The sequence below is a fragment of the Streptomyces sp. NPDC001544 genome, from assembly GCF_042894285.1.
GTDB lineage: Bacteria > Actinomycetota > Actinomycetes > Streptomycetales > Streptomycetaceae > Streptomyces.
In genome coordinates this window covers 935,296-960,336 of the sequence record NZ_JBIAVN010000002.1, presented here as the reverse complement: position 1 = coordinate 960,336, position 25,041 = coordinate 935,296, and the positions used below count along the sequence as shown (strand labels likewise).

Here is a 25,041-nt window from a genome sequence, read left to right as displayed (position 1 = left end):
CCGGAGAACCGCACCACCAACGGCACGTTGTACGTCCCCGACGCACCCTCCACACGCGACAGGAACCACAACCGACGCTGCGCGAACGACAACGGAACGACAGGATTCTCCACGGCTTCTCTCTCAGACGTGTGGGCCGAGCTGTGCCGGCGCAGAGGGTTGCGTTGGCGGAAGGGGAAAGCGGTCAGTCGACGGATCGGGCCCAGCGCAGGCCGTCGGGAGAACCGATCAGGCCACCCTCGAAGAGCGGGGCCTCGCTCTCGTACTCGCTGCCGAAGGCCGCATGGGCCTGCACCTCGACGCTCTGGTCCATGAGGTTGCCGATGACCTCGGACTTGTACAGCGGGAGGGCGTCGTCGCCGCCGTTCGCGCTGACGATGTTGGCACCGTTGTCCAGCGCTTCGGCGGCCTTCTGCAGCCTCTCCCTCGTCGCATCGGCGTTGACGAAGCTGGTCTCGCCGGAGGCGGCACCGCCGACCAGGTCGAGGAAACACTCGAGTTCGGAGTCCGAGGTCCGGTTGACCTTCTTCGCGGACCAGTAGTACGAGTCGATGTCGGTGTGGGTCTCGTAGAACGACACCAGGAACTCGTAGAAGACGTGGTACTCGCGGCGGTAGCGCTTCTCGAACTCCTCGAAGCAGGTGTCCTCGTCGAATTCACCCGCGAGCACGCTGTTGATCGAGCGGGCGGCGAGCAGTGCGCTGTAGGTGGCCAGGTGCACGCCGGAGGAGAACACCGGGTCGATGAAGCAGGCGGCGTCCCCGATCAGAACCATGCCGGGCTTCCAGAACCGGGTGTTCAGATACGAGTAGTCCTTGCGGACCCGGACCTCGCCGTACGTGCCCTCGGTGACCCTCTTGACGCCGTCCAGCATCTTGGAGATGCGAGGGGCCTTGGCGATCAGACTCTCCAGTGCCTGGACCTGGTCGCCCTGGACCTCGGAGGCCCTGTCGCGGCTCACGACCGCGCCGACGCTGGTCAGGTTGTCGGCGAGCGGGATGTACCAGAACCAGCCGTCGCTGAACGCCTCGCAGAAGATGTTGCCGCTGTACGGTTCGGGAAGACGCTCACCGCCCTCGAAGTAGCCGAAAAGGGCGATGTTGCGAAAGAAGTCGGAGTAGACGCGCTCGCCGCCGACGTAGCTGTTGATCCGGCTGCGATTGCCGGAGGCGTCGATGACGTAACGGGCGTGCGCGACGCGCTTGGTGCCGTTCTCGTCGGTGTATTCCACGCCCGAGACCCGGTCACCGTTCTCAAGCACCTTGGTGACGGCACACTCCTCGCGGACGTCCACGCCGAGCTTGGCCGCGTGCTTCAGCAGGATGTCGTCGAACTTCATCCGTTCGACCTGGTAGGCCTTGGAGGTCGGACCGGCCAGCTTGGGCGAGAGTGCGAAGACGAAGGACCAGGGCTCCGGGCTGCTGCCCCAGCGGAAGGTGCCGCCGGCCTTGGGAGTGAAGCCTTGGGCGTCGATCTCGTCGGACACACCGAGGAGGCCGCAGACGCCGTGGACGGTGGCCGGCAGCAGCGACTCCCCGATCTGGTAGCGGGGGAACTTCTCCTTCTCCAGCAGCAGCACCCGGTGCCCCTGCTTGGCGATCAGTCCGGCGGCCGAGGACCCGCCAGGGCCTCCGCCGACGACCACAACGTCGAAGGTCTCTTCAACGGACGTGCTCACGTCGTCCTACTCTCGTCGTCTGGGGATGCATTCGATGCCCCCGGTTGCCGGGGTCACGGGCCGGGGAGCGGTGGGAAGGATGCTGGATTCCTGGTCGGAGACCGGATGTGGCCGCTCCCCGGAGCACCGGGCGTGGTGACGCCTGCTCCGGAGTCACCCCGCCTGCCGACTGCCCTGTTCCATCGTGTGGCGCGACCGATCAACAGTCAATGTTTCTTGTCCATTTGTCGGTCAAGGACCTTTGACCATTGCCTGGACCAGGATCGACTGCGTCAGCGCGAGCCACAAGGGCGACTCGCAAACACCCAAAGGCCGTGCTCAGGACATGCGTTGCGGGGAAACGGTCCGTCGACAGCGGGGATCCGGCAGTTCAGGCGTCGGGTATGCCGGGAGGAGACACCACGAAGCCACAGGGGTTCGACCGGGACACTGCTCGGTCGGCGCCTGCGGCTGCGGCCTACTGGTTGCCCTGCTTGACGCGTTTGCGCAGCTGGTGGCTGAACTGCCCCCAGGTGGACGCCATGTCCTGGGCCAGGTCGGCCATCGTGCTGACGCAGTGCGGTGGGATGGCGTCCAAGAAGGCCTCCAGCTCCTCCGCCTCCACCACTCGAGCGAGCAGCAGTCGCAGCAGCGCTCGGCCGGATTCGGTGAACCGGAGAGAGGGATCGGCCGCCAGCGACTTGACGGCCACCTTGGCCTGACGCGAGACCACAGCGGTCGTCTTCGCCGATAATGCGACGGCCGACCGGGCCTGGTCCCGAGACTCGACGTCAGGCTCCCCGCCGTCGCTCGTCGGCTTCTGCGGAGCGGCCAGTTCCTCATGTCTGCGCCGCGCCTGGTAGGCGGTGCTGACGGACACGCCGGCCATGGCCGCGATCTCACGCAGCGTGGCGTCCGGTCGTTGGGCGACCGCCTCGGCCACCACTTGGCGCCGATGGGCCGCGTCCACCGGGCGGGCGCGGCCGTCGGCACCGATGCGGGTGTTCGGCTGAGGAATTTCCTCACTCGAACGACGGCGGACGGCACCTACGGTCTTGGGTGACAAGCCGGTCACGGCAGCGATGGCACGGTCCGACAGCCGGGCATGACTACTGATCAGCCGGACGGCGGCGTGCTTGCGTTCCTGCAGGCTCAGCGGCAGACCGTGGGTCACGTTCAGACGAACCGACTGGAGGAACAGCTCGCTCTCGTCGCCGTCGAAGAACGTGACCTCGATCGTCTCCTCCCCGCGTGCGATGGCGGCGTTCAGACGGTGCATCCCGTCGATCACGCGCAAGGTGGCTCGGTGCACGAGCACGGGCGGCAGGGCGGTTTCCGCCTCCGCGAGCAGTCGTACATGGGCCTGGTCGACGCCGTTGGTGCGGGGCGAGTCAGCGGGCAACAGCGCGCCGACCGGCAGCCGGCAGGACTCGCCCCTCGGCGGGAGTTCAGCCATTCGGGTCTGCTCTGGTGCGTTGCCGACCGGCGCGCGCTTTTGCAGGTCGACCACCTGATACGGGACATACTGGCCCATTACTCTTCCCCCAATAAAGCACACAATCCGACCCGCCCCCGTTTTCCGCGGTCTCGCAGCCGTGGATTCCCGTGATCAAGAGGAAAGCTGCGAGTCATGATCCCGTCAATGCATCACCGTGCCATGCCCCATGCGATATGTGTAGACCGCATGACTGAATCGCTGCACAAGAAGCGTTGCAGGCCTCTCGTGTTCACCAGTGCACTCCGGCACCGACAGTAACGCGCCACGATCCAGGGCCGTCCAACATTCAACCTGCTTGCCATCTCGGTTCCCGCTTCTCGACGAATGCCAGCGGACCCTCTGCCGCATCCTTGCTGTGCATCCGCTGCTCTTCCCAGAAGTAGCGGGTCGCGAAGGCGGCAGGGAGCGGCAGCGTGGCGGAGGCGGTCGCGGCCTCCTTGATCGCGCGTACCGAGAGCGGGGCACACCGCAGGATGTCGGCCACCCAGCCCTCCACACAGGCGTCCAGCTCCGCGGCCGGCACCGCCTCGTTGACCAGACCCAGTTCATGAGCCCGACGGGCGGTCATCGGGCGCCCGGTCATCAGATGACCGAGCGCCGTCTTCCAGGGCAGCTGCCGGGTGAGTCGGAACACTCCCCCAGCCCCCGCCATCAAACCGAGCCTGGCCTCGGGCAGAGCGAAGACGGCGTCGTCGGAGGCGATCAACAGGTCGCAGGCCAGGGCTAGTTCGAAGCCACCCCCCATGGCGTAGCCCCGCACCTTGGCGACCACCGGCTTGGACAGGTCGAATCGCTCCGTCAGCCGGGGCCAGCCGGGCTTACCACGGCTGCCGAAGGTCGCCGCACCCGCGCTCCCCTGCTGCACCCGAGCCGCCAGTTCCTTGAGGTCCTGTCCCACCGAGAAGGCCCTGGTGCCGGCCCCGGCCAGCACCGCCACCCACAGCTCGTCGTCCGCCTCGAAGTCGTCCCAGACCTCGGCGAGTTCCTCATGCATACGGAGATCCATCGCATTGAGGACCTCCGGCCGGTTCAGGGTGATTCGGGCAACCTGACCGTCCTTCTCGTACATCACTCTGAATTTCTGCGACATTGCGCGGTGAAGCCCTCACAGTCGGCGATAGCGGGAAAGTGAATGAGAAGCGGCCGACAAGTCTGCGTTCCGGGATGCCGACCACATGGTTGCAGTAAGCAAAAAACTTACACAACGCCGAGAGGATCCACAGCGGTCCAGATTAATAGAGACTTCAATATTACCGGGCTCAACAAGCTTGGCCGGGGAGGATATTCCAGGCGCACTTTGTGAAGGCAGACGCGCGAATGCCGCCGGCAAGGGGCGCGGAGCCCGGCCGAGCAACGTGTACAGCGCCCGACCCTCCCGCGTCGCGACCGACCGACGACGCCTACCGCGCCGTCGACCGCGAGTGACCGGCGGCCGCGTCCGGCTCCCTGGCTGGTGCGCAGCCGTACATGCGTGACGGCGCCGTCGACGGCGGCATCCACCTTGACGGCCGAGCGGGGCCGGCCCCCGCTCGGGGCGCGGCAACCAGCGCTGCGGGCCGTGTGGCCGTCCGCGGTCCGGAGGAACGTCCGTTCGCAACCGGTGTGCGGTGGTGAACCATCGAATGGGCCCCGCCTCAGCTCACCGAGCAGGCGCGTCAGCGCTGCGGAGTGAGCCGGCGGGCGCATGGCGTGCGGTGCTGCGGCAGGCGGAGACACCCAGGGCGAGCGGCCGGCTGGGCCGGGCCCGCTCCCAGAGCGGCACCCCTGCCACCGCGCGACGATCCTTGGCCACATCGATCCGTCCGTCGCGACCTGCGCCGGCACTGCGGTTCGGCGGCACCCCGCCGCACCTGGACCCTTCCGGCTCGATCTTGCCCGGCAGCACGACGTCGACCCATCTCCGCGGCGTTCACGCCGCCCTGCGCCGACATTCGTGCGCGAGGCGTGACCAGGTGCGGTTCCGGTCGCATTATTGGCATGAGCCCGACGGGTGTAAGCGGGGGCCGCGAGGTCGGGCCAGTCGACGTGCCGGTCATCGGCTCCGGCATCCAGGAGGTCACCGTGATCACCGCCCCTCTCGCACGACGAACCGGCCGACGATTACTCATCAAGGCGGTGTTCGGCGTACTGCTGCTCGCCTCGTCGTTCCTCTGCGGCCTGTCGTCCCCGTCCGTCGCCGCGCCGGCGTCCGCCGCATCGGCCGACCGCGCCGCCTCCACCGACTTGTCGGACCACACCGGCAACGCCACGCATTTCGACAGCCTCGGATCGCCGTACGGCGGGTGCGGGGTACCGCAGGCGAATCTGGAGTCACAGAACTTCGTGGCGCTCAACGTGTGGGACACACCGGGCGACTACACCGGGCAGCCCACCCCGCGTCCCGTCCCGTCCAGCGGCGCCGACCGCATGGGACTGTTCGACAACGGCCACAACTGCGGCCGCTGGGTGCGGGTGACGATCGGCGACTACTGCACCGGCACCAACGACGGCGCGGCGGGCCAGGCGTTCTGCCGGAACGGAAACTGGACGTCCGACAAGTACAACGGGGCGACCCTGGACATGCTGGTCGCCGACAGCTGCGGCGACACCAACGCATGGTGCCGGGACGACCCGTACCACCTGGACCTGGCCACGCACTCGCTGAACGCATTCGAACTCAGTGGCCGGCCGGTGGCGGACATGTACCCCAACCGCTGGAACAACCGGCACATCTCCTGGTCGTTCATCTCGGCGCCCGGCTATTCCGGCGACATCTCGATCGGCTTCGTCCAGAACGCGTCGACATGGTGGCCCACCATCGACGTCACGCACCTGCCCAACGGCATCCACGGCGTGGAGTACTACGACGGCAGAGCATGGGTGGCGGCCGACATGATCAGCGACCTGGGACAGCAGTACAGGATCGGCCCGAACTCCTCAGGGGGATCGAATTACACCATCCGGGTCCGTGACGTGGACGGCAAGCTCGTCCAGGGCGGACGGACGTACACCTTCGCCCTGCCGAGTTCCTGCTCCTCCGGATGTAAGCAGACGTACACCGGCGTCAGCTACACCACCGGTGAAAGCGGCGGCAGCGGGTCGCTGGACCCGCCGGCGAATCTCACGGTGACCGGGACCACCGGCAGCAGCGTCTCGCTGTCCTGGAGCGCCTCGCCCGGTGCCGTCGGTTACGTCGTCTACCGCGACGGGCAGCAGGTGGGTGACACCACCGTCACGTCCTTCACCGACAACGGCCTGTCCGCCTCGACCTCCTACACCTACACGGTCAAGGCCCACGACAGCTCGGGCGGCACATCGGCCGCCTCGGACGACGTATCGGCGACCACTCGGAGCTCGACGGGCGGCGGTGGAGGCTCCGGCTGCACAGTCACCACCAAGCTGGTCAACTCCTGGCCCGGTGGTTTCACCGCCGAGGCGACGGTCACCAACACCGGTACCTCCACCAGTAGCCGATGGCAGGTCGGATGGACCTGGCCCCGCGACCAGAAGGTGACGACCGCCTGGAGCACCAAGCTGACACAGTCGGGTTCCTCGGTCACGGCCTCGAACGTCGACTACAACCGCGCCATCCCGCCATCCGGCGGCACGACGTTCGGCTACAACGCCACCGGGGACTCCTCCGGTCTGCCCGGCAACCCGGTCTGCACACTCAGCTGACCGGCGCGATCCCCAGGAAAGGGGCGGGCGCACGGGACCGGCGCGCCGGCCCCTTGACCCGCCCGGGCACCCGCACGGCGGGTTCTCGTGCCGGCGTTGGTCATCAGCGCCGTGGCCGCGTTCATCAGTTCTTGAGGGAGTCGGTGCCCCGGGCGCTCGCCGAGACCTGGTCGCCCTCCGCCATCAGATCGCGCCGGATCGAAAAGCCGAGCCGACCGCGTGCGTCATCGACGCTGATCGGTAGCAGGTGATCATCCGGCACGCCGCCGGGTCCGGCCTACCTCCTAGGTTGCGGAGACATGGACGGGAAGATCCTGCTCGGTCCAGATGCACTTGCCGTCATGGAGGTAACGGGCGCCCCAGCGCCGGGAGAGGGCGGCCACCAACTGCAAGCCGCGGCCGCCTTCGTCGGTGTGGGTGGCGCGGCGGATGCGGGGCGTGGTGAGGCTGCCGTCGTAGACCTCGCAGACCAGTGAAGCGCTACGCAGCAGGCGCAGGCGGATGGGACCCCTGCCGTGCCGGATGACGTTGCCGACCAGCTCGCTGACTATCAACTCAGTGGCCATCACGCAGTCGTTCAAATCCCAAACGGCGAGCTGTTTGCGCACATACTCGCGCGCTTGACCGGCCGCACACGGATGTTCCGGCAGGCTCCAGGAGGCGATGTCCTCAGGAGCGGTCGACCGTGTGTGGGCGATCAGAAGCGCGGTGTCGTCGCTGGTCTGCTCAGTGTCGGGCAGCATGGCCGAGACGACGAGGTCGCACAGGCTGCCAAGACGCCGTTCCGCAGCGTCGTGGCCATCTCCGGCTCGTCCGGTCGGGAAGTACGTCGCACGAGCCACTGCGTGAGCCAGGGTCTGCTGGAGTTGGACCAGGCCCTGTTCGATGTCGCGCGTGGCGGATTCGACGAGGCCGTCGGTGTAGAAGACCAGAATGCTTTCCTCGGGCAGGTGCAGCTCATGGATGGTGAACGGGGGCACGGCCGCGCCCAGCGGCGGGTCAGCCGCCAGCTCTGGGCAACGCACCGTGCCGTCGGGGTGCACGATGACCGGCGACGGATGGCCGGCCAGGGAGAGTGAGCAGGTACGGGCGGCCGGGTCGAAGACGGCGTACAGACATGTGACGTAGCAGTCCTCACCGAGGTCGCTCGTCAGCTCGTTGAGATGGTAGAGCAGCTCATCCGGAGCCAATTCCAGGTCAGCCAGGGTGCGCACGGCGGTGCGCAGACGTCCCATGGTGGCGGCTTCGGTGATGCCATGGCCCATGACGTCACCGATCACCATGGCGACGCGCTCGGCGGACAGCGGAATCACGTCGTACCAGTCGCCGCCCACCTTCTCGCTCTTGCTGGCCGGCAGATACCGGGCTGCGGCACGGACAGCGGGCAGCCGGGGCAACGCCCTGGGCAGCAAGCCGCGTTGAAGCTCCTGCGCACGCGCGTGCTCCATGTCGTACAGGCGGGCCCGCTCCAGGGACTGGGCGAGCAACCCGCTCAGAGCCAGGATCAGGTTCCGCTCCTCGTCGTTGAAGGAACGCGGCCGGGTGAACGATATGACACAGCTGCCGATGGGACGCCCAGAGGCAATCAGGGGCGCGAAGACCCATGCGTTCTTCGGCGACGCGTCGGCGAGGAACTTCGCATTTGGGTAGAGCCGGAGGTACTCGGCCTGGGATTCGATGAAGCGGGGTGCGCCCGTACGGAGCACGTCGGCAACCGCAGGGCTGGCGGCCAGAGGGGAGAGCCGTGTGCCGACCACTTCTATGAAGCTCTGCGGATAACCGACGCAGCCGATCAGCCGCAGTTGGTCATGGTCGAGCGCCTGTACCAGCAGGCCGTCGGCCCCCAGCGCGGGCAGGACACGCTCTTCGACAACCCGCACCACGTCCGCAGCGGTGACGGCCTTGGCCAGTGCGGCGGTGACCTCGCTCATCCGGACGGGTCGTTCGACCGCGCCTGTCTTACCGGTGTCGGCGGCCGTGCTCCCGAATGTGTCCATCGGGGAGTCGGCGACGTCGAAGAAGTGGACCGCCAGACCGCCGCCCCGCGACGCGGGCACCAGCCGTACCTCGTGGAGCCTCTGATCGACCGGCGAGTGGGAGAGGAAACCGACCGGCTGGCCCTCGGCGGCCACCCGCCGGCACTGGCCTTCCAGACCGGGCAGGCGACCCGCCGGCCCTTCCCACAGGACACTGCCCACCAGTGGCGCGCATCCGTCGCCGAGCAGGCCTTGGGCCTCTTCATTGGCGAAGGTGATCCGCCAGTCCTCGCCGACCGTCATCAAACCCTCCTGTATGCCATGAAGCGTGGCGAGGGCGGAATCGAGCGCAGCAGGCGCCCGGTGGGCACCTGGCATCGAGTCGGCTGGGTGATCCGCTCCACCGTACTCTTCGCGCAGGCCGAGGGATCCGGATGCGGTGTCGGACGAGCCATCGCGGACAGCCGCCGCTCCCACTGGGCGGCCGGACGCGTCGGCCGTGGCCCCCGTGGCCGATGTGTCCGTGCTGGGCGGCGGCGTATCGGAGGAGGTCTCCAGGCGCGCCGCGGCCCATGCCGCAAGTTCTCTGAGGAGAGAGCACTGCGCCGGGTCCGGTTCCCGGGGCCCCGCCGTAAGGACGGACAGTGCCCCGATCGGCCCGTCTGCACCAGGCAGCGGCACCGAAGCCGTGCCAAGAGCCTCGGGGACCGTGCCGTCCCCGGCCGCCCAGACATACGCATCGTTGCGCACCGCTCGGGCGGGCGCCGCCCGCTCATCCAGTCCGAGATCGGCCCACGCCTCGACCCTCGGAATCTCAAGCCCGCTGGCGGCCACCAGCAGCAACCGGTCGGCACTACGCCAGTGCGCCAGCGCACCGAGACCGTCAGCACACGCCATCGCCCGCCGCAGGACCAGCGCCAGCGCGTGCGACCTCGGCAACTCTCCGTCCGGTGCCCCCCGCACACAAGGCTGCAAAGGAGGCTCCACGGACACGGCGCAGCTCCCGGGCTTGCCATTCCTAGAGGGCATCTCGCCTCCTGCTTGCCGCGGGCCCAAGGTGCCCTCCGGACCTGCGGCGGCTGTCTACGGATTACCGTGACCTGCCTACGTCACGAACGTAAACAGACTAATGGCGTCATCAGGTAGTATGTCTACGTTTGTGGTGAGTGTTCTCGTGGGCTTCGGCCTCTCAACACGCAAATGCTCGACGTCCGAGGCCAGCGCCTGGATTGCGTGGAGCGGTCCTGCTCGCACCCCGACGGGGTCAGAGCCCTGCCACTGGGCACTGTGGCACAGCGCCCGCGCGCGTGGTCCGCAGATCGCGGGCCGCTTGGATGAGGAAACATCCAGCCTTCGGAATGGCGCTGCACCCGTACAAGGCCGTGCGAGATGGTCCAGTCGTTCATGTTCCTGATAGAAAGCGATGGCCGGCTCGGATCCGTCGCTATGCGACTCTGGCGACCTACGAAAAGTAGGGTCAGTGCGTCGCCGGCCGTCGACTGATAGGGCAGAGCGGTCTGCTCACCGGCAGTCCTGGAAGTCGGCGCGGGAACCGGAGCGGGGAAAATGCCCGAAGACGACGTGGCCGTTTTTGACGAAGCGCGCCGGGTAGCCGTGGTCGACTCAGTCGGCTCAGACCTTGGACACGCCGGGATGCGCTGCGGCCAGTGCATCGAGCGAGCTATGGTTACCCGACACCACCGGCCGGGCGGGGACGGACGGCCCGGCGTCGCGGTCGATGCAGCCGGCCCGGAGCTGACCGCGACGCAGGTGGGCTTCCCCGACGGCACCGTAGTACCGGGCAACACACCCTGGACGCGCGGTCACTTCCAGATGGAGGCCAGCTGCCACGCTTTCAACCGGCTCAGCGCGGCGGTGCCGTTGTCGGCGAAGACATCGACGCCGTGCCGGAGGGATCGGGGGAGATCTGGTCGGTGAGGACGACCTGCTCTCCGGAGGCGTTCTCGGCGTAGACCTCCACTGAGCGCCGTGAAACTCCAACCTCGCGAGCCTGGCCTGCGCCTGCACCATCGCCCATTCTCCCGGGTCACAAACGACGATCTCACGCACGTCTGCGCCATCGCGGTCCGGATCCGGTTCGGCTCCTCGGGCTCCGAGGGGGCCGGCGGATCATAGCGCATCATGGGCGCCCATACGGGCTCGGTGGTCGGCCTGCTACGGCACCGAGTTCCTGGCCCAGGTCCAGGGAGCAGCGCAGCCGGACGCCCGGCTCGCCGGACGTCCGGGTCGTCCGGTCACCTGTGGCCGTCGCCGTCGTCCAGCCTTCGGCGAGCGCCCCTGGACTGGAAAGCTCAGGTGGCGTCAGGACGTGCCGTGCCGGATCCCTCCAAGGCCGGGCCGCATCGGTCGCTCATGGTGGTGCTTGCCGGATCAGGGACGCACATCGACATAATCGCCGGTGGCCTTGGCCGGGCCGGTGGTGTTGGTGCCGCTGAAGCTCCACCGCCAGTAGCCGTCCTTGACTGCCTTGACCGTGGCGAGAAGGGTGCCGGTGCCGCTGGTGTTCACCGTGGCCACCGTGGTGTAGGTGCTGCTGTCCTTCGGGCGGAACTGCAGTTTTACGGCTTGGCCCGTGTATCCCGCATACCGGGAGGTGTCCCAGTTTGCCCGCACGAGCTTGCCGGTGACAGTGATACGAGCGCCCTTGGCCACCGGTTCCGGTGAGGCGTCGACTGTGAGCCGCGCGGCCCGCTTGAGGCGGAACGACCCCACGCCGGGGGCGAATACGGAATCGCCGTCGTCGGCGTCGACCAATGCGTCGACTGACCATTTTCCCGCGTGGGTGTTGGCCAGGTCCACCGGGTCGTCGCTGCCCGGAGCTGGGTGGGCGTTGACGATGAACACCGTCGTGCATGCCGTCGCGGTCTCGCAGGACGCATCGGTGGTGTAGAAGCCGCCGTGCGGCCCTTTCAGATCCACGTCGGCGAAGGACAGACCGGAGTCATCCGATCCGGTGACCGTGACCGGGAACCGAACATTGCGCGTTGTACCTACGATGACGTCATGTCCGGAGTTGACGGTGGCACCGCTGACCACCGGGTCGCTGGGCGCGGCATGGGCCGAGACGCCGCCTCCGGCCAGGAACACGGCGAGGGCCCCCACCACGACACCCCGGCTTGTGGCGCGGCCAACGGACTTGCGCCGTATGGCGCGTGCGGCGGCGACGGGCGGGACGATGTCCTGCCCGTCGCTTCGTCTGTCGCTAGGTGGTGCGGCGAATCGGCTCATGATCCCTCCCAGGGATGACAGGCATTGCTGCCAACCACACCGGCCCCGACAGCAGTTGATGGCGAGCGCAGCGGACCGGTGTGTTCGCCTACGCCGAAGTGCACAACGAGGTCGACAACTGCTCCCTGGTACCGGCCGACGGCACCTCCGGCCACTATGCCCGACTGCGCGGGCCCCTTGAACGCGCGGTGAAGCTGTTGCAGGCGCGCCATCCCACCGTCCCCGTGACCTACTCGCTGGGCGAGCCCTGGCCCGACGAACTCGACGACCTGCCCGAGCAGGCACAGATCGCCCACCTCCACTCGTACGTCTACGGCGTGCTCGGCGCGCTCTACGAGGCGGTGGGTCTCGGCCACAGCACCGAAGCGGCGCCCGAGACCGCCACCTGGCCCACCCCCGAACTGGCCGCGATGCTGCGCCCCGACGCGTCCGTCTTCGCCGACTACCAGCCGGACGAGCCCTGGCGGCTGGCCGCCACGGGGATTCCGCGCGAACTGTTCTACGCGCACGACTGGGTCGACCCCGACCGCTGGGATCTGTGGCTCTACGAGAACTATCCGGCACACCGGCAGGCCATGCGGGAGACGCTGGCCTCATGGATCGACTCCGTCGCCGGCTTCGCCCGCCGCCGGGGCGTTCCCGCCGTCCTCGGTGAAGGCGTCGTCGGCTACACCCCGCTGCTCACACGCTTCGAGGAGGACGCCGTCGGCAAGGACATCGCGGAGTTCGTCGTCGACCGCTGCCTCGCCGCGGGCTTCCAGGGCGTCGTCCTGACATCCAACGCGGCCCCGCACCACCCCATGTGGCACACCGACCAGGACTGGATGCGACGGGTCAACGCCCGCGTCACCACAACCTGAAGACGCCATGGGGTCAGTGGGAGAGGTACCACAGTTGGGAGGCGGTGGCGTGGCCGCCCGGCATCTCGCGGAGGGGCGCCACGTTGTCGTCGCCGAAAGTGGCGGTGACGGCGAGGTCCTCGTTGAGGTACGGCACCAGGGCCCAGGCGCGCCCATCAGCGGTCGCTCGCAGCCTCCACCACTGGGCCTTCCTGGTCGACTGGCAGGGGGCGAGGTAGACCCACGTGCCTGCGTCACCGCGCACTTCCGCGCAGTTGCCGGTAGTGGTGATCGTCCACTTGTAGACGGCTTCGCCCTGCGCGCTACGCAGGGGGGTGAAGCGGAAGGTGCGCGGGAAGGGGTGGTCGGCGCGGTAGTACACCTGCAGATAGGTGTCCTTGCCGCCCGTCCCATCATCCGGGATCAGATAGTTGGTGTACGCCACACTGGTGATCACCACCGGGTCGACTGGTGCGACGGGTGCAGCGGCCGCCTGGGCCGGGGCGGGGGTCGTGACGCCGATCAGGGCGGCTGCCGCGACGCAGAAGGCGAAGACTCGTCGGCGAAGCGAGGGGGCCATGCGGATCGTCCCTTTCCTGTGCGGTGGAAGCGCACGGGCTCCTGGCCCGCCGCCAGGAGTGATTCAATCGCGGCGCACATCCGCTCGGCGTCGGCCATACAGGTGAAGGACATCTGCCTTACCTGCAGAAACGACCCTTCAGGATCATGTGACGAGCCCCGCCCGGGGATCGGCCTCAGGCAAGCGTCTTGAGAACTGTCATCGCACAGGGATCGGTACAGGACCCGCGCGGCGCCAGGAACGGCCACGGTCGAGTGGTGCATCGGCCCGCTGCAACCGTGGCCCGCCGCTACGACAGACCGACGCCGGGCGTCGGTCCGCCAGCCGGCCGAAACGGCTTGCTGATCTTCCGGACCGCCTCCGCGGCACCCCAGGTGTCAGCACCATGGGCGATGGTGCTGAGGAGCTCACGCAGATGGAGGAGCGGCATCCGCTCCTTCCAGCCGTCCTGGAGCCCGGCGACCTCCCGGTACGTGGCGAAGAACCGCTCCGCGGCGGACGGGCGCGGCGAGCACCACAGCATGCTGAGGTCGGTCTCGGGCCAGGTGTAGGACACGGCGGGGTCGATGAGGACCGGGGCGCCGTCAGCGGTGGCAACGATGTTCTCCCGCCAGAGGTCGCCGTGGGTCAGGCATGGGGGTTGTGGTGGAATGAGTTCGGGCAGGGCTGCGCAGAGCCGTTCCAGAGCTCGGCGCTCCTCGCGGTCGAACGCCGCCTCGACGAGCGGTTCCGGCAGCCAGCGCAGGATGCGCCGTTCTGCGAAAAACACGTGCCCGTCCGTCTCCCAGGTGTTGTCCTGACACATGCGGCCCAGCCAGCCGTCGCGGTGCCAGCCGAATCGGTCGGAGGGGGTCGACGTGTGCAGGGCGGCAACCATGTGCGCGAGCCGTTCCCAGAAGTGTTCGGTGTCCCGGCGCGGCTGCATTCTTTCGAGTACGAGCAGCCGCGGAGAGACCCACAGGATGTCCGGCGTGTTCACCCCTCCATGACGGCGGAGCTCGGCCAAGCCGGTGGATTCGACGGTGAATACGTCCCGGTCCGGGCCGAGCAGGGTCTTCGCGAAAACCTGGGTGCCGTCCTCAAGGGTGGCCAGGCCCGCGATGGCGACCACTCCGCCGGTGGCCTCTTCCACCTCTTCAGCGGCGAAACCTGCTTCACGGAGCCGCTCGACAAGCACTTCCCCATGTAACACGCGACTATCCCATCGGGCTTGTGTGCGGACGCACGGGCACCGCACCACCGGTCTCCCTACTTGTGGGAGCTTTCCACCAGTTTCTCGAAGAAGAACTCGTGCTTGAGGAAGGAGGTGTCGTACTCATGACCGGGCCGGGGAGGCAGCAACTGGGAGGTCTGGAAGAGGCGCCAGCCGTCCTCCAGCGCGGCCAGCCCTGTGGCGTACGGTGGTTCGTCGCTGTCGCCGGTCGTCGGGTGGGTCCGGCCGGTCCCGTCGTAGCGGGACCAGCCCACGACGTCGGAGTCGAGCGCAGATGTGCCGAGGTAGAGGACGAGGATCTGCTGTCTCATGCGTGGCTCCTCAGGGACGGCCGGTTGCTGACCCGGGTGACCCAGTACTCGACATCGAACGAGGTGTCGCCGGTGAGGGCGCGCCACAGGAGGACCCGGTTGTAGATCTCCAGTCGGCCGGTGGCCTGCTCGTACCAGGGGAAGTTCGTGCCGAGTTCCGCGGTCACGGCCGGGTCGTGCAGGTCGGCTGTGTCCCAGAGCCGGACCTGCGGCACGGTCGGGTTGAGGCGGATCTTGTACCTGTAGCGGCGCTGCCCGGTGTTGTTGCGGTGACCGCTGTGCCAGATGCCGTGGTGCACCACCATGACCGTGCCTGCCGGGCAGGTCAGTCGTGTCTGCCCTCTCAGATGCTGCACGCGGCCGATGTCCGTCTCGTTGATCCGGCGCAGATGGCTTCCGGGCACGCTGAGCGTGCCCCCCCATCTCGGGGGTCACCTCGTGGGGGTAGTACATGAGCTGGATGTCGAACGCCTCCGGCCGTACGTCGATGATCGCGTCCCCGTGGAGTGCCTGGGCTCTTCCCTCGTGCGGCTCGCGCACGTACACCGCGTGGTGGTCGACGATCGGGTCCGGCCCGACCAGGCTCTGGACAGCGCCGACGACGGCCGGCGGGGAGAGCAGTTCGTGGATGAAGGTGTCCGGTGCGAACACGCGGGCCAACGGAGTGCCGTAGGGCACCTTTGGTATTCCGGTGGCCAAGGTGGCGATGGCCCGTTCGTTGATCTCCGGCGGCACCACCCCGTCCAGGCGCAGAAATCCCTGCGCCACGAAGCGCGCCACCATGACCGACGTCAGGAGTTGGGTGCTGGTTGGCATACGACGAACCTAGAGGGCACGTCCCGCGCGGTCGTGGGCTGAAATCGTCCGCTGCTGGTAGTTGCCCGCTGTCATGGAGCACGTTTCGCTACGGCTCGACGAGGCGCCCACGGTGGTGAACGCCGGCGTCGGGGTGCACGGTGTCTCGACCTGTGGAAGCTGCATCTCTACAACTACGAGGGCACCCTCTCCCTCGGGCAGTCGGTCCACCCCATACGGCCCGGTCATGTCGGGCTGGTCCCCCCGGACACGGAGGTTCACTTCCGCTACCGCGGCAGGTCCGAGCATTTCTACGCCCACTTCCGACCGTGCGACGGCGGCGCCGCGCACCTCGTCCCGGTGATGCAGGACGCCGCCTCTCGGAGCGCGGGCCTGGCCGATCTGCTCCGGCACGCGGTGACCGCCATGACCGCTTCCCCCGCACGGGCCTCCGCCGAGGTCTGGGCCGCCTTGTGGCGCATCACCGAACTGCCCGGAGGTGGTCGAGCCGGTCGCCGCCACCCCTTCGTGGCCGCGGCGCAGGCCTGTGTGGAGGAGCGTCTGGCCGGCCCGCTGAGCGTGCCGGACGTCGCTCGCGCGGTCGGTGTCTCCCATACGTATCTGACCCGCCTGTTCCGCGCCGAGACCGGTCTCACGGTCGTGTCCTACATCCGGCGCCGGCGTCTCGAACGGGCCCGCCACCTCCTGCTGTCCTCCACCCTGTCCATCGCCGCCATCGCCGCGGCCGTGGGCATCACCGACCTCCAGGCCTTCAACAAGGCCTGCCGCCGGGAGCTGGGCGCGAGTCCCCGCGCCGTACGCGCAGCCGGCCACACGGGGTCCGACAAGGGAAGCCCTCCGCCTGCGTGAACGCCCGCCGCCCGTCTCGCGAAACGGCAGGCCGGCCGAGCGGCAACCGGAACCCGATCCCGAAGAGTCCCTGGTCCATGCCCGTACCTCACATCGGCACCGCCGCGCTCTACGATTGCCCCGGGTCCACGGCGGAGAAGGAGAACCCTGGCCATGCGACGGCTCGGCGAGCTGGAGGCGGAGATCATGGACCGCCTGTGGAAGTGGCGGCGCCCGGCGACCGTTCGCGAGATCGTCGACGACATCAACCGGACGCGGCCCGTCGCGTACACCACGGTGATGACGGTGGCGAACATCCTCCACGGCAAGGGCTGGCTGCTGCGTGAGCAGAAGGAAGGCCGCGCATGGCTGTACGAGCCCGTGCGCACCAGGGAGCAGTACTCCGCCGCTCTCATGGAGGACGCCCTGGAAGCCAGCGAGGACCGCCCTGTTGCGCTCGCCCACTTCGTCGGACGGATGTCACCGGCGGAACTCGCCGCGCTGCGCAAGGCGCTGCGCGAGGCCGGAAGGCGCACGGACGGCTGACCCTAGCACTCTGCTCGACATCAGAGCGTGGGTTGCACGTTCAACTACGAAGCTATTAAGTTCCCTTGGTGAAGGCTTGATCAAACGAGCCAAGATGATCGCGCCCGAACCGCCGCACATGCTTCTGATCGGTACCTGGGCACCCGCGCAACTCGGAGGAGTCGTCAGAGGATGGCAACGCATCGTCGACCCAGGCAACCCAGTCGCGCTCGTGTGACCGTACTCACCACCGCGGCCGCCGCTGCCGTCGCTCTCAGTGCCCAGGCAGCCAACGCGGCCCCCAGCGCCAAGCCGAGCAAGGACGAGGTCAAGTCCAAGGTCGACGCACTGTACGAGGCGGCCGAGAAGGCCACCGAACAGTACAACGGGGCCAAGGAGAAACAGGAAAAACTGCAGCGGCAGATATCCACCCTGCAGGACGAGGTCGCCCGCGGCCAGGGCGACCTGAACAAGCTGCGCGACGGCATCGGCACCATGGCCAGCGCTCAGTACCGCAGCGGCGGCATCGACCCGTCCGTCCAGCTCTTCCTCTCCTCGGACCCTGACGACTACCTCGACAAGGCGTCCAGCCTGGACCAGTTGAGCAGCAAGCAGATCCAGACGCTGGAGAAGATCCAGGGGAAGCAGCGCGAGCTGGCCCAGCAGCGTGCCGAGGCCACCAGGAAACTCAAGGATCTCGCGGCCACGCGCACCGAACTGGGCAAGAAGAAGAAGGAAGTGCAGGGCAAGCTCGCCGCCGCGCAGAAGCTGCTCAACACCCTGACCGCCAAGGAGAAGGCGGCGCTGGACGCCGAGCAGCAGAGCGCCAGCCGCTCCGCCACCGAGCGCGTGAACCTCGGTGACACCCCGCCCGCCTCGGGCCGCGCCGCGGCGGCCTTCGCCGCCGCCAAGTCCAAGCTCGGCACGCCCTACGTCTACGGCGCCTCCGGCCCGTCCTCCTTCGACTGCTCAGGGCTGACCTCCTGGGCCTACGCCCAGGCCGGCGTCTCCATACCACGCACCTCGGAGGCACAGGCCACCACAGGTACGAGGATCAGCTCGGCGAGCGACCTCCAGGTCGGCGACCTGGTCTTCTTCTTCAACGACCTGCACCACGTGGGCCTTTACGCGGGCAACGGCCAGATACTGCACGCTCCCCGCACCGGCACCGTCGTCCGGTACGAGTCGATGGACACGATCGGCGGACCCTTCATGTTCGGGGTCCGGGTCTGACGCCCCTTCCGCTCCGCCGCCCGCACGGCGCGAGCCGTGCGGGCACCGGAGTACGTCGACAGGTCCGTCAGGTCTGGTAGGCGACGAGCGCCATCATCCCCGCCTCGCCGTGGTAGGCGTTGTGGCAGTGCAGCATCCACTGGCCCGGGTTGTCCGCGTCGAAGAAGACCGACACCGTCTTCTTCGGCAGCACGATGGTGGTGTCCTTGCGGGGACCGTCCGCACCGATCCGGCTTGGGGTAATGCCGACTCGTCGGTGGCGCTGCCCGCCAGCACTCCCACGGCGGTGCACAGCGCGAACGGCACACCGCCGGCTCGGTTACGCGATCGCGCGGGCGAGGTTGGTGGCGTTGTGGAGCAGGTACTCCAGCGGACCGCGGCGGAAGAAACGGGTCCACACAAGCGCCGACGCCATGGCAGTGGCGGCGAACGCCAGGAGTACCGGCAGCGCATCCCGGTCCGGCAAGCCGTCGGTACCCAGCAGGCGGATGGCCACGATGTGGAACACGTAGGCCGTCAGGGAGATCGAGCCGACCGCGGCGAGTGGGGCGAGCAGCCGGCCGAGGGGGCGCCAGGTCTGTACGGCCAGGAAGCAGACGGCCAGGACGGTGACCGCGACGCCGGTGTTGCCGATGATGGACCACGAGGTCTGACTGTGGGGGGCGGCGACCAACAGCCAGGCCGGGTGACCGGTGGCGACCTCGTCGCCCACGGCGTCGGACCACCAGGCCGAGGCGGCGGAGCCGCCGTCCGCGGCTGCCCTCACCCCCGCCCGTGCGCCGGGGACCGAGTGCAGGGCCAGCCACGATCCCCCGTAGCCGATCACCGCCAGTGCCGCGCCGCTGAATGCCAGCTTGGTGAGCAGGTCACGACGGGAGAGGTCGAGCCTGGCCACTGCCATGCCGGCCACGATGAAGGGAAACCACGTCAGCGCCGGATACGCGCCGGTGACGAAGAGTCCGAGGAACCCGTCCGAGCCGGTGACCCGCGCCAGCGGATCGAGGCCGGTCACGGCGTCGGCCCAGCTTCCGTCGTCGACCGCGGCTTTCAGCACGTACAGCACCTGCGGCATGACGAGCGCGGTGGAGGCCGCGACGAGTGACAGGGCTCTCGCGCTCAGACGGTACAGCGGGAGAGCGAGCACGAAGAGCAGCCCGTAGAACGACAGGATCACGTCGACGTCGGTGTCGAGCAGCTCCAGCAGGTAGCCCAGTGCCATCAGGACGGCTGCACGGATCAGGACACGGCCGATCGCCTGATGCGCGTCGCGCCCCGTGTACGGCCGGTGGCGACCCGTGAAGATGACCAGGGTGAAGCCGGCGAGAAGCGCGAACACGGCGGACGACCGGCCGCGCGCCACCTCCATGGCCCAGCCGAGCGGGCCGCCCACCGACGGGTCGGGACCGACGTGCGCGGCGAACATGCCCAGGATCGCCAGTCCGCGCGCGGCATCGAGGCCGACCATCCGCCCCTTCGAAGGCGCGCGCACCGGCGAGTCGTTCGCGGCGGTCGTGAACGGCTCGGCCGGAGCGTAGGAGCGTCCCATCGCTCACCACACTTCAGGAAAGTGGCCGGGGCAACCATCCGGCAGGTGGCCGGACCGCCCCCGCCGACCGGCGGCCAGGGGGCCGACCGCGCCACGCCGGCAGGACTCCAGATCTACGAATTGACGTAGTAACTCCAGCCTAGGCATCGAGGCGGGATCCCGCGTCCTGAACGCCCGCATCCATCAGCACGTACTAAGTCCCATAGCAGTAGAACGACTCTGGCAGGCCGAAGGTTGGGAAGGTGACGATGGGGAACATCCCTCTCAACTGGTCCATCGCGGCAGTCGCCGCTCTTGTCGCGGGCGTCAGCGCGGTCCGCGTCGCGACCACCACGGGCGAGACCCGGTTGACGGCGGGCGCCGACCTGCTCATGGGGCTGGGCATGACTCTGATGGCACTGCCCGCCACGGCCTCCTGGTACGGAGCGCACGGCATCTGGTGGGCGGCGACCTTCGGCCTCGTCGCACTCGGCGGAATCTCACTCGCCGTGCAGCGTGCGCGCGACCACGGCTGGAAAGAAGGCCGCCACCGGGTGCACCTGATCATCGGCAGCGCCGGAATGGTGATCATGACACTCGCCATGACGTCCACCTCGTCCGGGCCCGTGCTCGCCCTTGGATCCTCCATGGCCGGCATGCCGGGGATGGAGGAAACCGCCGCCACGACGACCATGTCGGGGATGGAAGGCATGCAGGGCATGCCGTCCATGCCCGGGATGTCCATGGCGGGCATGGATTCCGCCACCACGTCAGCGGCGCCGTCGCACTCGCTCTGGCACTACGTGGTCCTGACACTCGGCGTGTACTTCGCGCTCTCGATCGGCGCTTCCGTCCGGGCCCGGGTCCGCGGTACCGACAAGAGTCTCGCCGCCGGCCGGAACTGGGGCCGCTGGCTGCTCGCCGTGCCGGACACCCTGCTCGTCTGCCTGGCCTCGCTCACGCTCTCGGTCTGGGACAGGGCCCGCACCGGCGAGCAGTCCTGTCGTGGCCGCCGCCGCAAAGTAGGCGCCGCACCGGATGCCGCGCTGGCCGCGCACATCGGCATGGGGACGGCCATGTCCGGAATGCTGCTGCTGATGGCCACGTGAGGAGCACCCGATCGCCGAGCCTCCAGCCGCGAGACCGTTTCTGGAGGGCGTCACCGCCGTCACGGCCGCCGCGGAGACCCGGCGAGGCAACGGCCACCTCCGCCGCCCCGCTCGACGAGGAGGCCGTCCGCGCCGCCGTCGACGAGGCCGGCCACGAGCTCGTCGGTCAGGCCTGAACCTCCGGCCGGGCGGCTTCAAGTGACCCTATGTTACTAAGCGCCTAAGTAGTACAGTTCTGTCGGCACCTCATGGAATACCGGGACCCCTGTTCGTGGTAGGCACCCCCCGGCGCCTTCAGGAAGGCGACAGTGGGTCCCGGTGAGGTGTTCCCGCTGCGCGAAAAGTGCAGTCGCTGGGGGAAGTGCGGGCCCTGTACATGCCTCGCTCCGCCCGTTCACCCTTCGGAGAGCCGAGCGTAACGCCTGTGCCTCCCCCGACGTGATCCGCTCCAGGAAACCGGTGGGTTGCCGTCGTTGACGGCGAGGGGGGCACCGGATCGACGGCGCGACCCTCTACGTGGACAGCGACGACGCCGACCGTACGGTGAAGGTCGGTTCCTGGACCGCCGGCCGCCCCCTCACCGCCGGTCTCGCCACCTGGACCCTCGATCGCGCTTCCGCCGGCTGGGCCGCGACCAGATCCCTCACTCCGCTCACCGCTGACACCACTTATGTCCTCTACGGCTGGACCAAGGACAACTCGTCGTCATCGCGCAGCGTCTCCTTCACCCTGCCCGACCGGGACCGGCTCACCCCGGGAATGGTGCGCTACGACGACGTCTCGGAGGACGGCGCGGTCACCGTCCCCATGGCGGAGTTCGAGGCCAGGGCCTGCGAGAGCGGTTGACGCCCCGGCGCCGGACCACACGTTTGCACTATGCAAAAAGAGGTATCCGGTTGCCCGTACGCGAGTTCTCACCAGGAGGTGCCATGCGCACGGAACACGTCCAGCGCTCCTACTCGTTCACGTGCCTCGACTGCGGGCACGGCTGGGAGGAGACGTTCGACATCGACGTGACCATGGACGACCAGGCGCGGTTGAGCGCCGTCTACCATATCGACGGCAGGCGCGTACCCTCCCCGCTGCAGTCACCTCGGTGCCTCGCCTGTGAGAGTCACAAGATACGCATCATGCGACCGGGCCGTGTCGCGGCGGCGCGCCTGCAGGCGAGCTGATCGGCCTACTCCCCCGCAGCGGGCACGGCAGGGGCCCACGTCGCCGGTTCGGGCCTGTCGACGATCACACCTCGTGCACCAGCGCGTCGTCCAAGATCCAACCGAGCGGGTGCGGCTCCGCGCCGGCCTCGGCGGGGGCCGCCGGCGGCTCTCCCCCCGCCCTGTTGAAGGCGCCCAGGGCATCGATGAGCGCCAGCCGCTGCGCCGGGCCGAGCCTCGCGACGATCCCGGCGATCTCGGAGCGGCGCCGGGAGGTGACGTCCTCGACCGTGCGCCGCCCTTCCTCGGTGAGCCGCAGCAGGGTCTCGCGACGGTTGTCGGGGTTGGTCTGCCGGTCGGCGAGCCCGGCCGCGATGAGCCGGTCGACCATACGCATCGCTGTCGACGGCGCCACCTGGAGCAGGTCGGCGAGTGCGACCAGTTTGGTGGCGCCGCGGGTGGAGAGCACGACCAGCATCCGGAACTGCGGGAGGGTCACCCGCTCCTCGACCTCGCCAAGGGAACGGGCGGCGACAGCCACCAGCAGACGGGACGCCGTCAGCACCGCCCAGGTGACCGCATCGACGTCGTCCATCGCCCCCGCGGGGTTCTTCTCGTGCTCCGGCATGTGTCTCTTCTACCGTGCCGAGGTCGCCCCACACGCAGGCGGGTGAAACGGAATCGGCTTCCTCGCCACGTCCGACCGCACACCGCCCGGCGGGGCCCGCACCGGTATCGACTCGCTGCTGGGCATGGAGGAGGGCTTCGCGGGCCGGAGCCGCCCCGAGGGCCACCGCACCCGGGTGATCTGCTTTGCTGTCCCCGACGGTCAGGCACCTCACCAGCGGGACGATCATGCGGGCAGACGTACGCCAGGTCGCCGACGGCACCTACCTGGTGCACGGGAGCGACACCAACTGGGTGATTCTCACCGACGGTGACGCACTCACGCTGGTGGACACCGGCTACCCCGGGGACCGGCAGCGGCTGCTCGACTCCCTCGCGGCGGTGGGCGGCGGGCCGGAGGCGGTGGAGGCGGTGCTGATCACCCACGCGCACAACGACCACCTCGGCTCGGCCGAGTACCTGCGCCGGGCGTACGGCACACCGGTGTACCTCCACCCGGCCGAAGTCCCGCACGCCCGCCGGGACTTCCTGCAGCAGGTGTCCGTGGGCAAGGTGCTGCGCAACGCCTGGCGGCCCGGAGTGCTGCCGTGGGCGGTGCGCGTGCTGCGCTCGGGCGGCACCGAGCAGCACCCCGTGACCGCTCCGGCGGCGTTCCCGGCGGACGGCCCGCTCGACCTGCCGGGCCGGCCCGTCCCGGTGCACACCCCCGGTCACACCGACGGGCACTGCGCCTACCACCTGCCGGAGGCGGGCGTCGTCGTCTCCGGGGACGCCCTGGCGAGCGGCCACGCCACCTCGCGCGGCACAGGACCGCAGCTGCTGCCCGGCATGTTCCACCACGACCGCGTCCGCGCGGTCGCGTCGCTGGAGATCATCGAACAGCTCGACGGTGACACCCTGCTGCCCGGGCACGGCCCGGTCCACAGGGGCCCGGTGCGGGAAGCGGCCCGGTCGGCTCGGGAACGCTCGCGGCAGACACTCACGGTAGACACTTAAGGTTCGTGCCATGGCATTGCAGATCAGCGCCACCAACCCGGAGCACCCCGTGCTCCTGCTCGAGCTCCCCTGGGACGTGCCCCTGGAGGAGTGGCCCGAGGAGTACCTCGTCCCGCTGCCCCGCGGCATCTCCCGGCACGTGGTGCGCTATTCCCGCGCCGGCGACGAGGTGATCGCGGTCAAGGAGCTCGCGGAACGGCCCGCGCTGCGCGAGTACGAGTTGCTGCGCGACCTGGACCGGCTGGGCATCCCCTCGGTGGACCCGCTCGCCGTGGTGACCGGGCGCACCGACCGCGCGGGCGCCCCGCTGGAGCCGGTGCTGGTCACCCGGCATCTGGGCGGCTCGATGCCGTACCGCTCGATGTTCGAGACGACCATGCGCCCGGTGACCATGCACCGGCTGATGGACGCCCTGGCGGTGCTGCTGGTGCGACTGCACCTGGCCGGGTTCGCCTGGGGGGACTGCTCACTGTCCAACACGCTGTTCCGGCGGGACGCGGGCGCCTACGCCGCCTACCTGGTGGACGCGGAGACCGGCGACCTGCACCCGCAGCTCAGCTCCGGCCAGCGGGAGTACGACCTCGATCTCGCCCGCGTCAACATCAGCGGCGAGCTGCTGGACCTGGAGGCGTCGGGGGCGCTGCACCCGTCCGTCGACCCGGTCGAGTTCGGTCACGAGATCTGCACCCGCTACAACAGCCTGTGGGAGGAACTGACCCGTACCTCCGTGTACCCGGCGGGGAAGTACCACTACATAGAGCGTCGGATACGCCGGCTGAACGAACTCGGCTTCGACGTGGCCGAGATGCAGATCGAGCACTCCCCCGCCGGGGACACGGTCACCTTCGTGCCGAAGGTCGTCGACGCCGGCCACCACCAGCGTCAGCTGCTGCGCCTGACCGGCCTGGACACCGAGGAGAACCAGGCCCGGCGGCTGCTGAACGACCTGGAGAGCTGGATGGCCACCCAGGACGACTACGCCCCGGGCGACCCCCTCGCCGCCCGTCCCGAGGTGCTGGCCCACCGCTGGGTGCGGGACGTGTTCCGGCCCACCGTGCGGGCGGTGCCGCGCGAGCTGCGCGGCTCCATGGACCCGGCGGAGATCTACCACGAGCTGCTGGAGCACCGCTGGTACCTGTCCGAGCGGGCCCAGCACGACATCGGCCTGGACACGGCCGTCGCGGACTACATCGAGAAGGTCCTGCCCAAGGCCCGCGAGACGCTGGAGCCGACCACGCCCGGGTAGCC

At 68.8% G+C, this 25,041-nt stretch carries 20 protein-coding genes and 4 pseudogenes; 11 read left to right on the top strand and 13 right to left on the bottom strand.

All coding sequences use genetic code 11. The features are described 5' to 3' along the window. Window positions 1–184: 184 nt before the first annotated feature. The 3 genes from ACFY0F_RS09665 to dpgD form a co-directional block, all read right to left on the bottom strand. On the bottom strand, window positions 185–1,678 hold the full coding sequence (locus ACFY0F_RS09665) for a tryptophan 7-halogenase (RefSeq protein ID WP_388791234.1): 1,494 nt from the start codon (window positions 1,676–1,678) through the stop codon (window positions 185–187). Between the two features lie 457 nt (window positions 1,679–2,135). Then, a complete protein-coding gene (locus tag ACFY0F_RS09660; protein WP_388791232.1) occupies window positions 2,136–3,113 on the bottom strand; it encodes a transcriptional regulator in 978 nt (325 codons plus the stop codon). Window positions 3,114–3,441: 328 nt separating this feature from the next. Then, window positions 3,442–4,161, bottom strand: a complete 720-nt coding sequence (dpgD, locus tag ACFY0F_RS09655; protein ID WP_388791230.1) for an enoyl-CoA-hydratase DpgD — start codon at window positions 4,159–4,161, stop codon at window positions 3,442–3,444. Between the two features lie 971 nt (window positions 4,162–5,132). Here dpgD and ACFY0F_RS09650 point away from each other — a divergent pair. Beyond that, on the top strand, window positions 5,133–6,812 hold the full coding sequence (locus ACFY0F_RS09650; RefSeq protein ID WP_388791228.1) for a cellulose binding domain-containing protein: 1,680 nt from the start codon (window positions 5,133–5,135) through the stop codon (window positions 6,810–6,812). A 284-nt stretch (window positions 6,813–7,096) separates the two neighbouring features. Here ACFY0F_RS09650 and ACFY0F_RS09645 read toward each other — a convergent pair whose 3' ends face one another. The 3 genes from ACFY0F_RS09645 to ACFY0F_RS09635 form a co-directional block, all read right to left on the bottom strand. Beyond that, complete coding sequence (locus ACFY0F_RS09645) at window positions 7,097–9,265, bottom strand: SpoIIE family protein phosphatase (protein ID WP_388791355.1); 2,169 nt, start codon at window positions 9,263–9,265, stop codon at window positions 7,097–7,099. A 1,663-nt stretch (window positions 9,266–10,928) separates the two neighbouring features. Continuing rightward, entirely contained in the window at window positions 10,929–11,114 is a 186-nt protein-coding gene (locus tag ACFY0F_RS09640; RefSeq protein ID WP_388791353.1) for a DUF6207 family protein, read from the bottom strand. Between the two features lie 65 nt (window positions 11,115–11,179). Continuing rightward, a complete protein-coding gene (locus ACFY0F_RS09635; protein WP_388791226.1) occupies window positions 11,180–12,037 on the bottom strand; it encodes a calcium-binding protein in 858 nt (285 codons plus the stop codon). Between the two features lie 80 nt (window positions 12,038–12,117). On the opposite strand from ACFY0F_RS09635, the gene ACFY0F_RS09630 reads away from it, so the two are divergent. After that, entirely contained in the window at window positions 12,118–12,897 is a 780-nt protein-coding gene (locus tag ACFY0F_RS09630) for a cellulase-like family protein (protein ID WP_388791224.1), read from the top strand. A gap of 13 nt (window positions 12,898–12,910) precedes the next feature. Here the strand turns inward: ACFY0F_RS09630 and ACFY0F_RS09625 are convergent, their stop codons facing one another. From ACFY0F_RS09625 to ACFY0F_RS09610, 4 genes and pseudogenes are all read right to left on the bottom strand, one after another. Beyond that, the gene (locus tag ACFY0F_RS09625; protein WP_388791222.1) at window positions 12,911–13,456 is read right to left on the bottom strand and encodes a hypothetical protein; all 546 of its coding nucleotides are present in this window, start codon (window positions 13,454–13,456) and stop codon (window positions 12,911–12,913) included. 289 nt (window positions 13,457–13,745) lie between these two features. After that, the gene (locus ACFY0F_RS09620) at window positions 13,746–14,633 is read right to left on the bottom strand and encodes a fructosamine kinase family protein (protein ID WP_388791220.1); all 888 of its coding nucleotides are present in this window, start codon (window positions 14,631–14,633) and stop codon (window positions 13,746–13,748) included. 71 nt (window positions 14,634–14,704) lie between these two features. Then, on the bottom strand, window positions 14,705–14,980 hold the full coding sequence (locus tag ACFY0F_RS09615; protein WP_388791218.1) for a hypothetical protein: 276 nt from the start codon (window positions 14,978–14,980) through the stop codon (window positions 14,705–14,707). Further along, window positions 14,977–15,796 (bottom strand): annotated as a pseudogene (locus tag ACFY0F_RS09610) (phytanoyl-CoA dioxygenase family protein). The gene ACFY0F_RS09615 and the pseudogene ACFY0F_RS09610 overlap by 4 nt, the downstream one beginning before the upstream one ends. 73 nt (window positions 15,797–15,869) lie before the next feature. Between ACFY0F_RS09610 and ACFY0F_RS09605 the strand changes: the two are divergent. The 3 genes and pseudogenes from ACFY0F_RS09605 (at window position 15,870) to ACFY0F_RS09595 (ending at window position 18,382) form a co-directional block, all read left to right on the top strand. Beyond that, window positions 15,870–16,645, top strand: a pseudogene (locus tag ACFY0F_RS09605) (helix-turn-helix domain-containing protein). A 153-nt stretch (window positions 16,646–16,798) separates the two neighbouring features. Beyond that, window positions 16,799–17,170, top strand: coding sequence for a BlaI/MecI/CopY family transcriptional regulator (locus ACFY0F_RS09600; protein WP_388791216.1), 372 nt, complete (start codon window positions 16,799–16,801; stop codon window positions 17,168–17,170). Window positions 17,171–17,341: 171 nt separating this feature from the next. Beyond that, window positions 17,342–18,382, top strand: a complete 1,041-nt coding sequence (locus ACFY0F_RS09595) for an NlpC/P60 family protein (RefSeq protein ID WP_388791214.1) — start codon at window positions 17,342–17,344, stop codon at window positions 18,380–18,382. 67 nt (window positions 18,383–18,449) lie between these two features. On the opposite strand, the pseudogene ACFY0F_RS09590 reads toward ACFY0F_RS09595, so the two are convergent. Further along, window positions 18,450–18,614: pseudogene (locus ACFY0F_RS09590) on the bottom strand (multicopper oxidase domain-containing protein); the annotation flags it as partial. Between the two features lie 87 nt (window positions 18,615–18,701). Further along, complete coding sequence (locus ACFY0F_RS09585) at window positions 18,702–19,928, bottom strand: DUF418 domain-containing protein (protein WP_388791212.1); 1,227 nt, start codon at window positions 19,926–19,928, stop codon at window positions 18,702–18,704. 248 nt (window positions 19,929–20,176) lie between these two features. Between ACFY0F_RS09585 and ACFY0F_RS09580 the strand changes: the two genes are divergently transcribed. The 4 genes and pseudogenes from ACFY0F_RS09580 (at window position 20,177) to ACFY0F_RS09565 (ending at window position 22,191) form a co-directional block, all read left to right on the top strand. Then, complete coding sequence (locus tag ACFY0F_RS09580) at window positions 20,177–21,016, top strand: DUF5134 domain-containing protein (RefSeq protein ID WP_388791210.1); 840 nt, start codon at window positions 20,177–20,179, stop codon at window positions 21,014–21,016. A 40-nt stretch (window positions 21,017–21,056) separates the two neighbouring features. Next, window positions 21,057–21,192: pseudogene (locus ACFY0F_RS09575) on the top strand (copper-binding protein); the annotation flags it as partial. Between the two features lie 340 nt (window positions 21,193–21,532). After that, on the top strand, window positions 21,533–21,862 hold the full coding sequence (locus tag ACFY0F_RS09570) for a hypothetical protein (protein ID WP_388791208.1): 330 nt from the start codon (window positions 21,533–21,535) through the stop codon (window positions 21,860–21,862). A gap of 83 nt (window positions 21,863–21,945) precedes the next feature. Beyond that, a complete protein-coding gene (locus tag ACFY0F_RS09565) occupies window positions 21,946–22,191 on the top strand; it encodes a hypothetical protein (RefSeq protein WP_388791206.1) in 246 nt (81 codons plus the stop codon). A gap of 64 nt (window positions 22,192–22,255) precedes the next feature. Here the strand turns inward: ACFY0F_RS09565 and ACFY0F_RS09560 are convergent, their stop codons facing one another. Then, complete coding sequence (locus ACFY0F_RS09560) at window positions 22,256–22,798, bottom strand: MarR family winged helix-turn-helix transcriptional regulator (RefSeq protein WP_388791204.1); 543 nt, start codon at window positions 22,796–22,798, stop codon at window positions 22,256–22,258. A gap of 227 nt (window positions 22,799–23,025) precedes the next feature. Between ACFY0F_RS09560 and ACFY0F_RS09555 the strand changes: the two genes are divergently transcribed. Both ACFY0F_RS09555 and ACFY0F_RS09550 read left to right on the top strand, forming a co-directional pair. Beyond that, window positions 23,026–23,793 carry an MBL fold metallo-hydrolase gene (locus ACFY0F_RS09555; protein ID WP_388791202.1) on the top strand — a complete coding sequence of 256 codons (768 nt, stop codon included), beginning with the start codon at window positions 23,026–23,028 and terminating at the stop codon, window positions 23,791–23,793. Between the two features lie 10 nt (window positions 23,794–23,803). Then, window positions 23,804–25,039 (top strand): DUF4032 domain-containing protein, encoded by a 1,236-nt coding sequence (locus ACFY0F_RS09550; protein ID WP_388791200.1) that lies wholly within the window; start codon window positions 23,804–23,806, stop codon window positions 25,037–25,039. Window positions 25,040–25,041: the final 2 nt, after the last annotated feature.

Excerpts from the sequence above, each read along its gene's own strand:
- ACFY0F_RS09660 (WP_388791232.1), bottom strand. The coding sequence starts at position 3,113 with ATGGCTGAACTCCCGCCGAGGGGCGAGTCCTGCCGGCTGCCGGTCGGC.
- dpgD (WP_388791230.1), bottom strand. The coding sequence starts at position 4,161 with ATGGATCTCCGTATGCATGAGGAACTCGCCGAGGTCTGGGACGACTTC.
- ACFY0F_RS09650 (WP_388791228.1), top strand. The coding sequence starts at position 5,133 with ATGAGCCCGACGGGTGTAAGCGGGGGCCGCGAGGTCGGGCCAGTCGAC.
- ACFY0F_RS09635 (WP_388791226.1), bottom strand. The coding sequence starts at position 12,037 with ATGAGCCGATTCGCCGCACCACCTAGCGACAGACGAAGCGACGGGCAG.
- ACFY0F_RS09625 (WP_388791222.1), bottom strand. The coding sequence starts at position 13,456 with ATGGCCCCCTCGCTTCGCCGACGAGTCTTCGCCTTCTGCGTCGCGGCA.
- ACFY0F_RS09615 (WP_388791218.1), bottom strand. The coding sequence starts at position 14,980 with ATGAGACAGCAGATCCTCGTCCTCTACCTCGGCACATCTGCGCTCGAC.
- ACFY0F_RS09600 (WP_388791216.1), top strand. The coding sequence starts at position 16,799 with ATGCGACGGCTCGGCGAGCTGGAGGCGGAGATCATGGACCGCCTGTGG.
- ACFY0F_RS09595 (WP_388791214.1), top strand. The coding sequence starts at position 17,342 with ATGGCAACGCATCGTCGACCCAGGCAACCCAGTCGCGCTCGTGTGACC.
- ACFY0F_RS09585 (WP_388791212.1), bottom strand. The coding sequence starts at position 19,928 with ATGGGACGCTCCTACGCTCCGGCCGAGCCGTTCACGACCGCCGCGAAC.
- ACFY0F_RS09580 (WP_388791210.1), top strand. The coding sequence starts at position 20,177 with ATGGGGAACATCCCTCTCAACTGGTCCATCGCGGCAGTCGCCGCTCTT.
- ACFY0F_RS09565 (WP_388791206.1), top strand. The coding sequence starts at position 21,946 with ATGCGCACGGAACACGTCCAGCGCTCCTACTCGTTCACGTGCCTCGAC.
- ACFY0F_RS09560 (WP_388791204.1), bottom strand. The coding sequence starts at position 22,798 with ATGCCGGAGCACGAGAAGAACCCCGCGGGGGCGATGGACGACGTCGAT.
- ACFY0F_RS09555 (WP_388791202.1), top strand. The coding sequence starts at position 23,026 with ATGCGGGCAGACGTACGCCAGGTCGCCGACGGCACCTACCTGGTGCAC.
- ACFY0F_RS09550 (WP_388791200.1), top strand. The coding sequence starts at position 23,804 with ATGGCATTGCAGATCAGCGCCACCAACCCGGAGCACCCCGTGCTCCTG.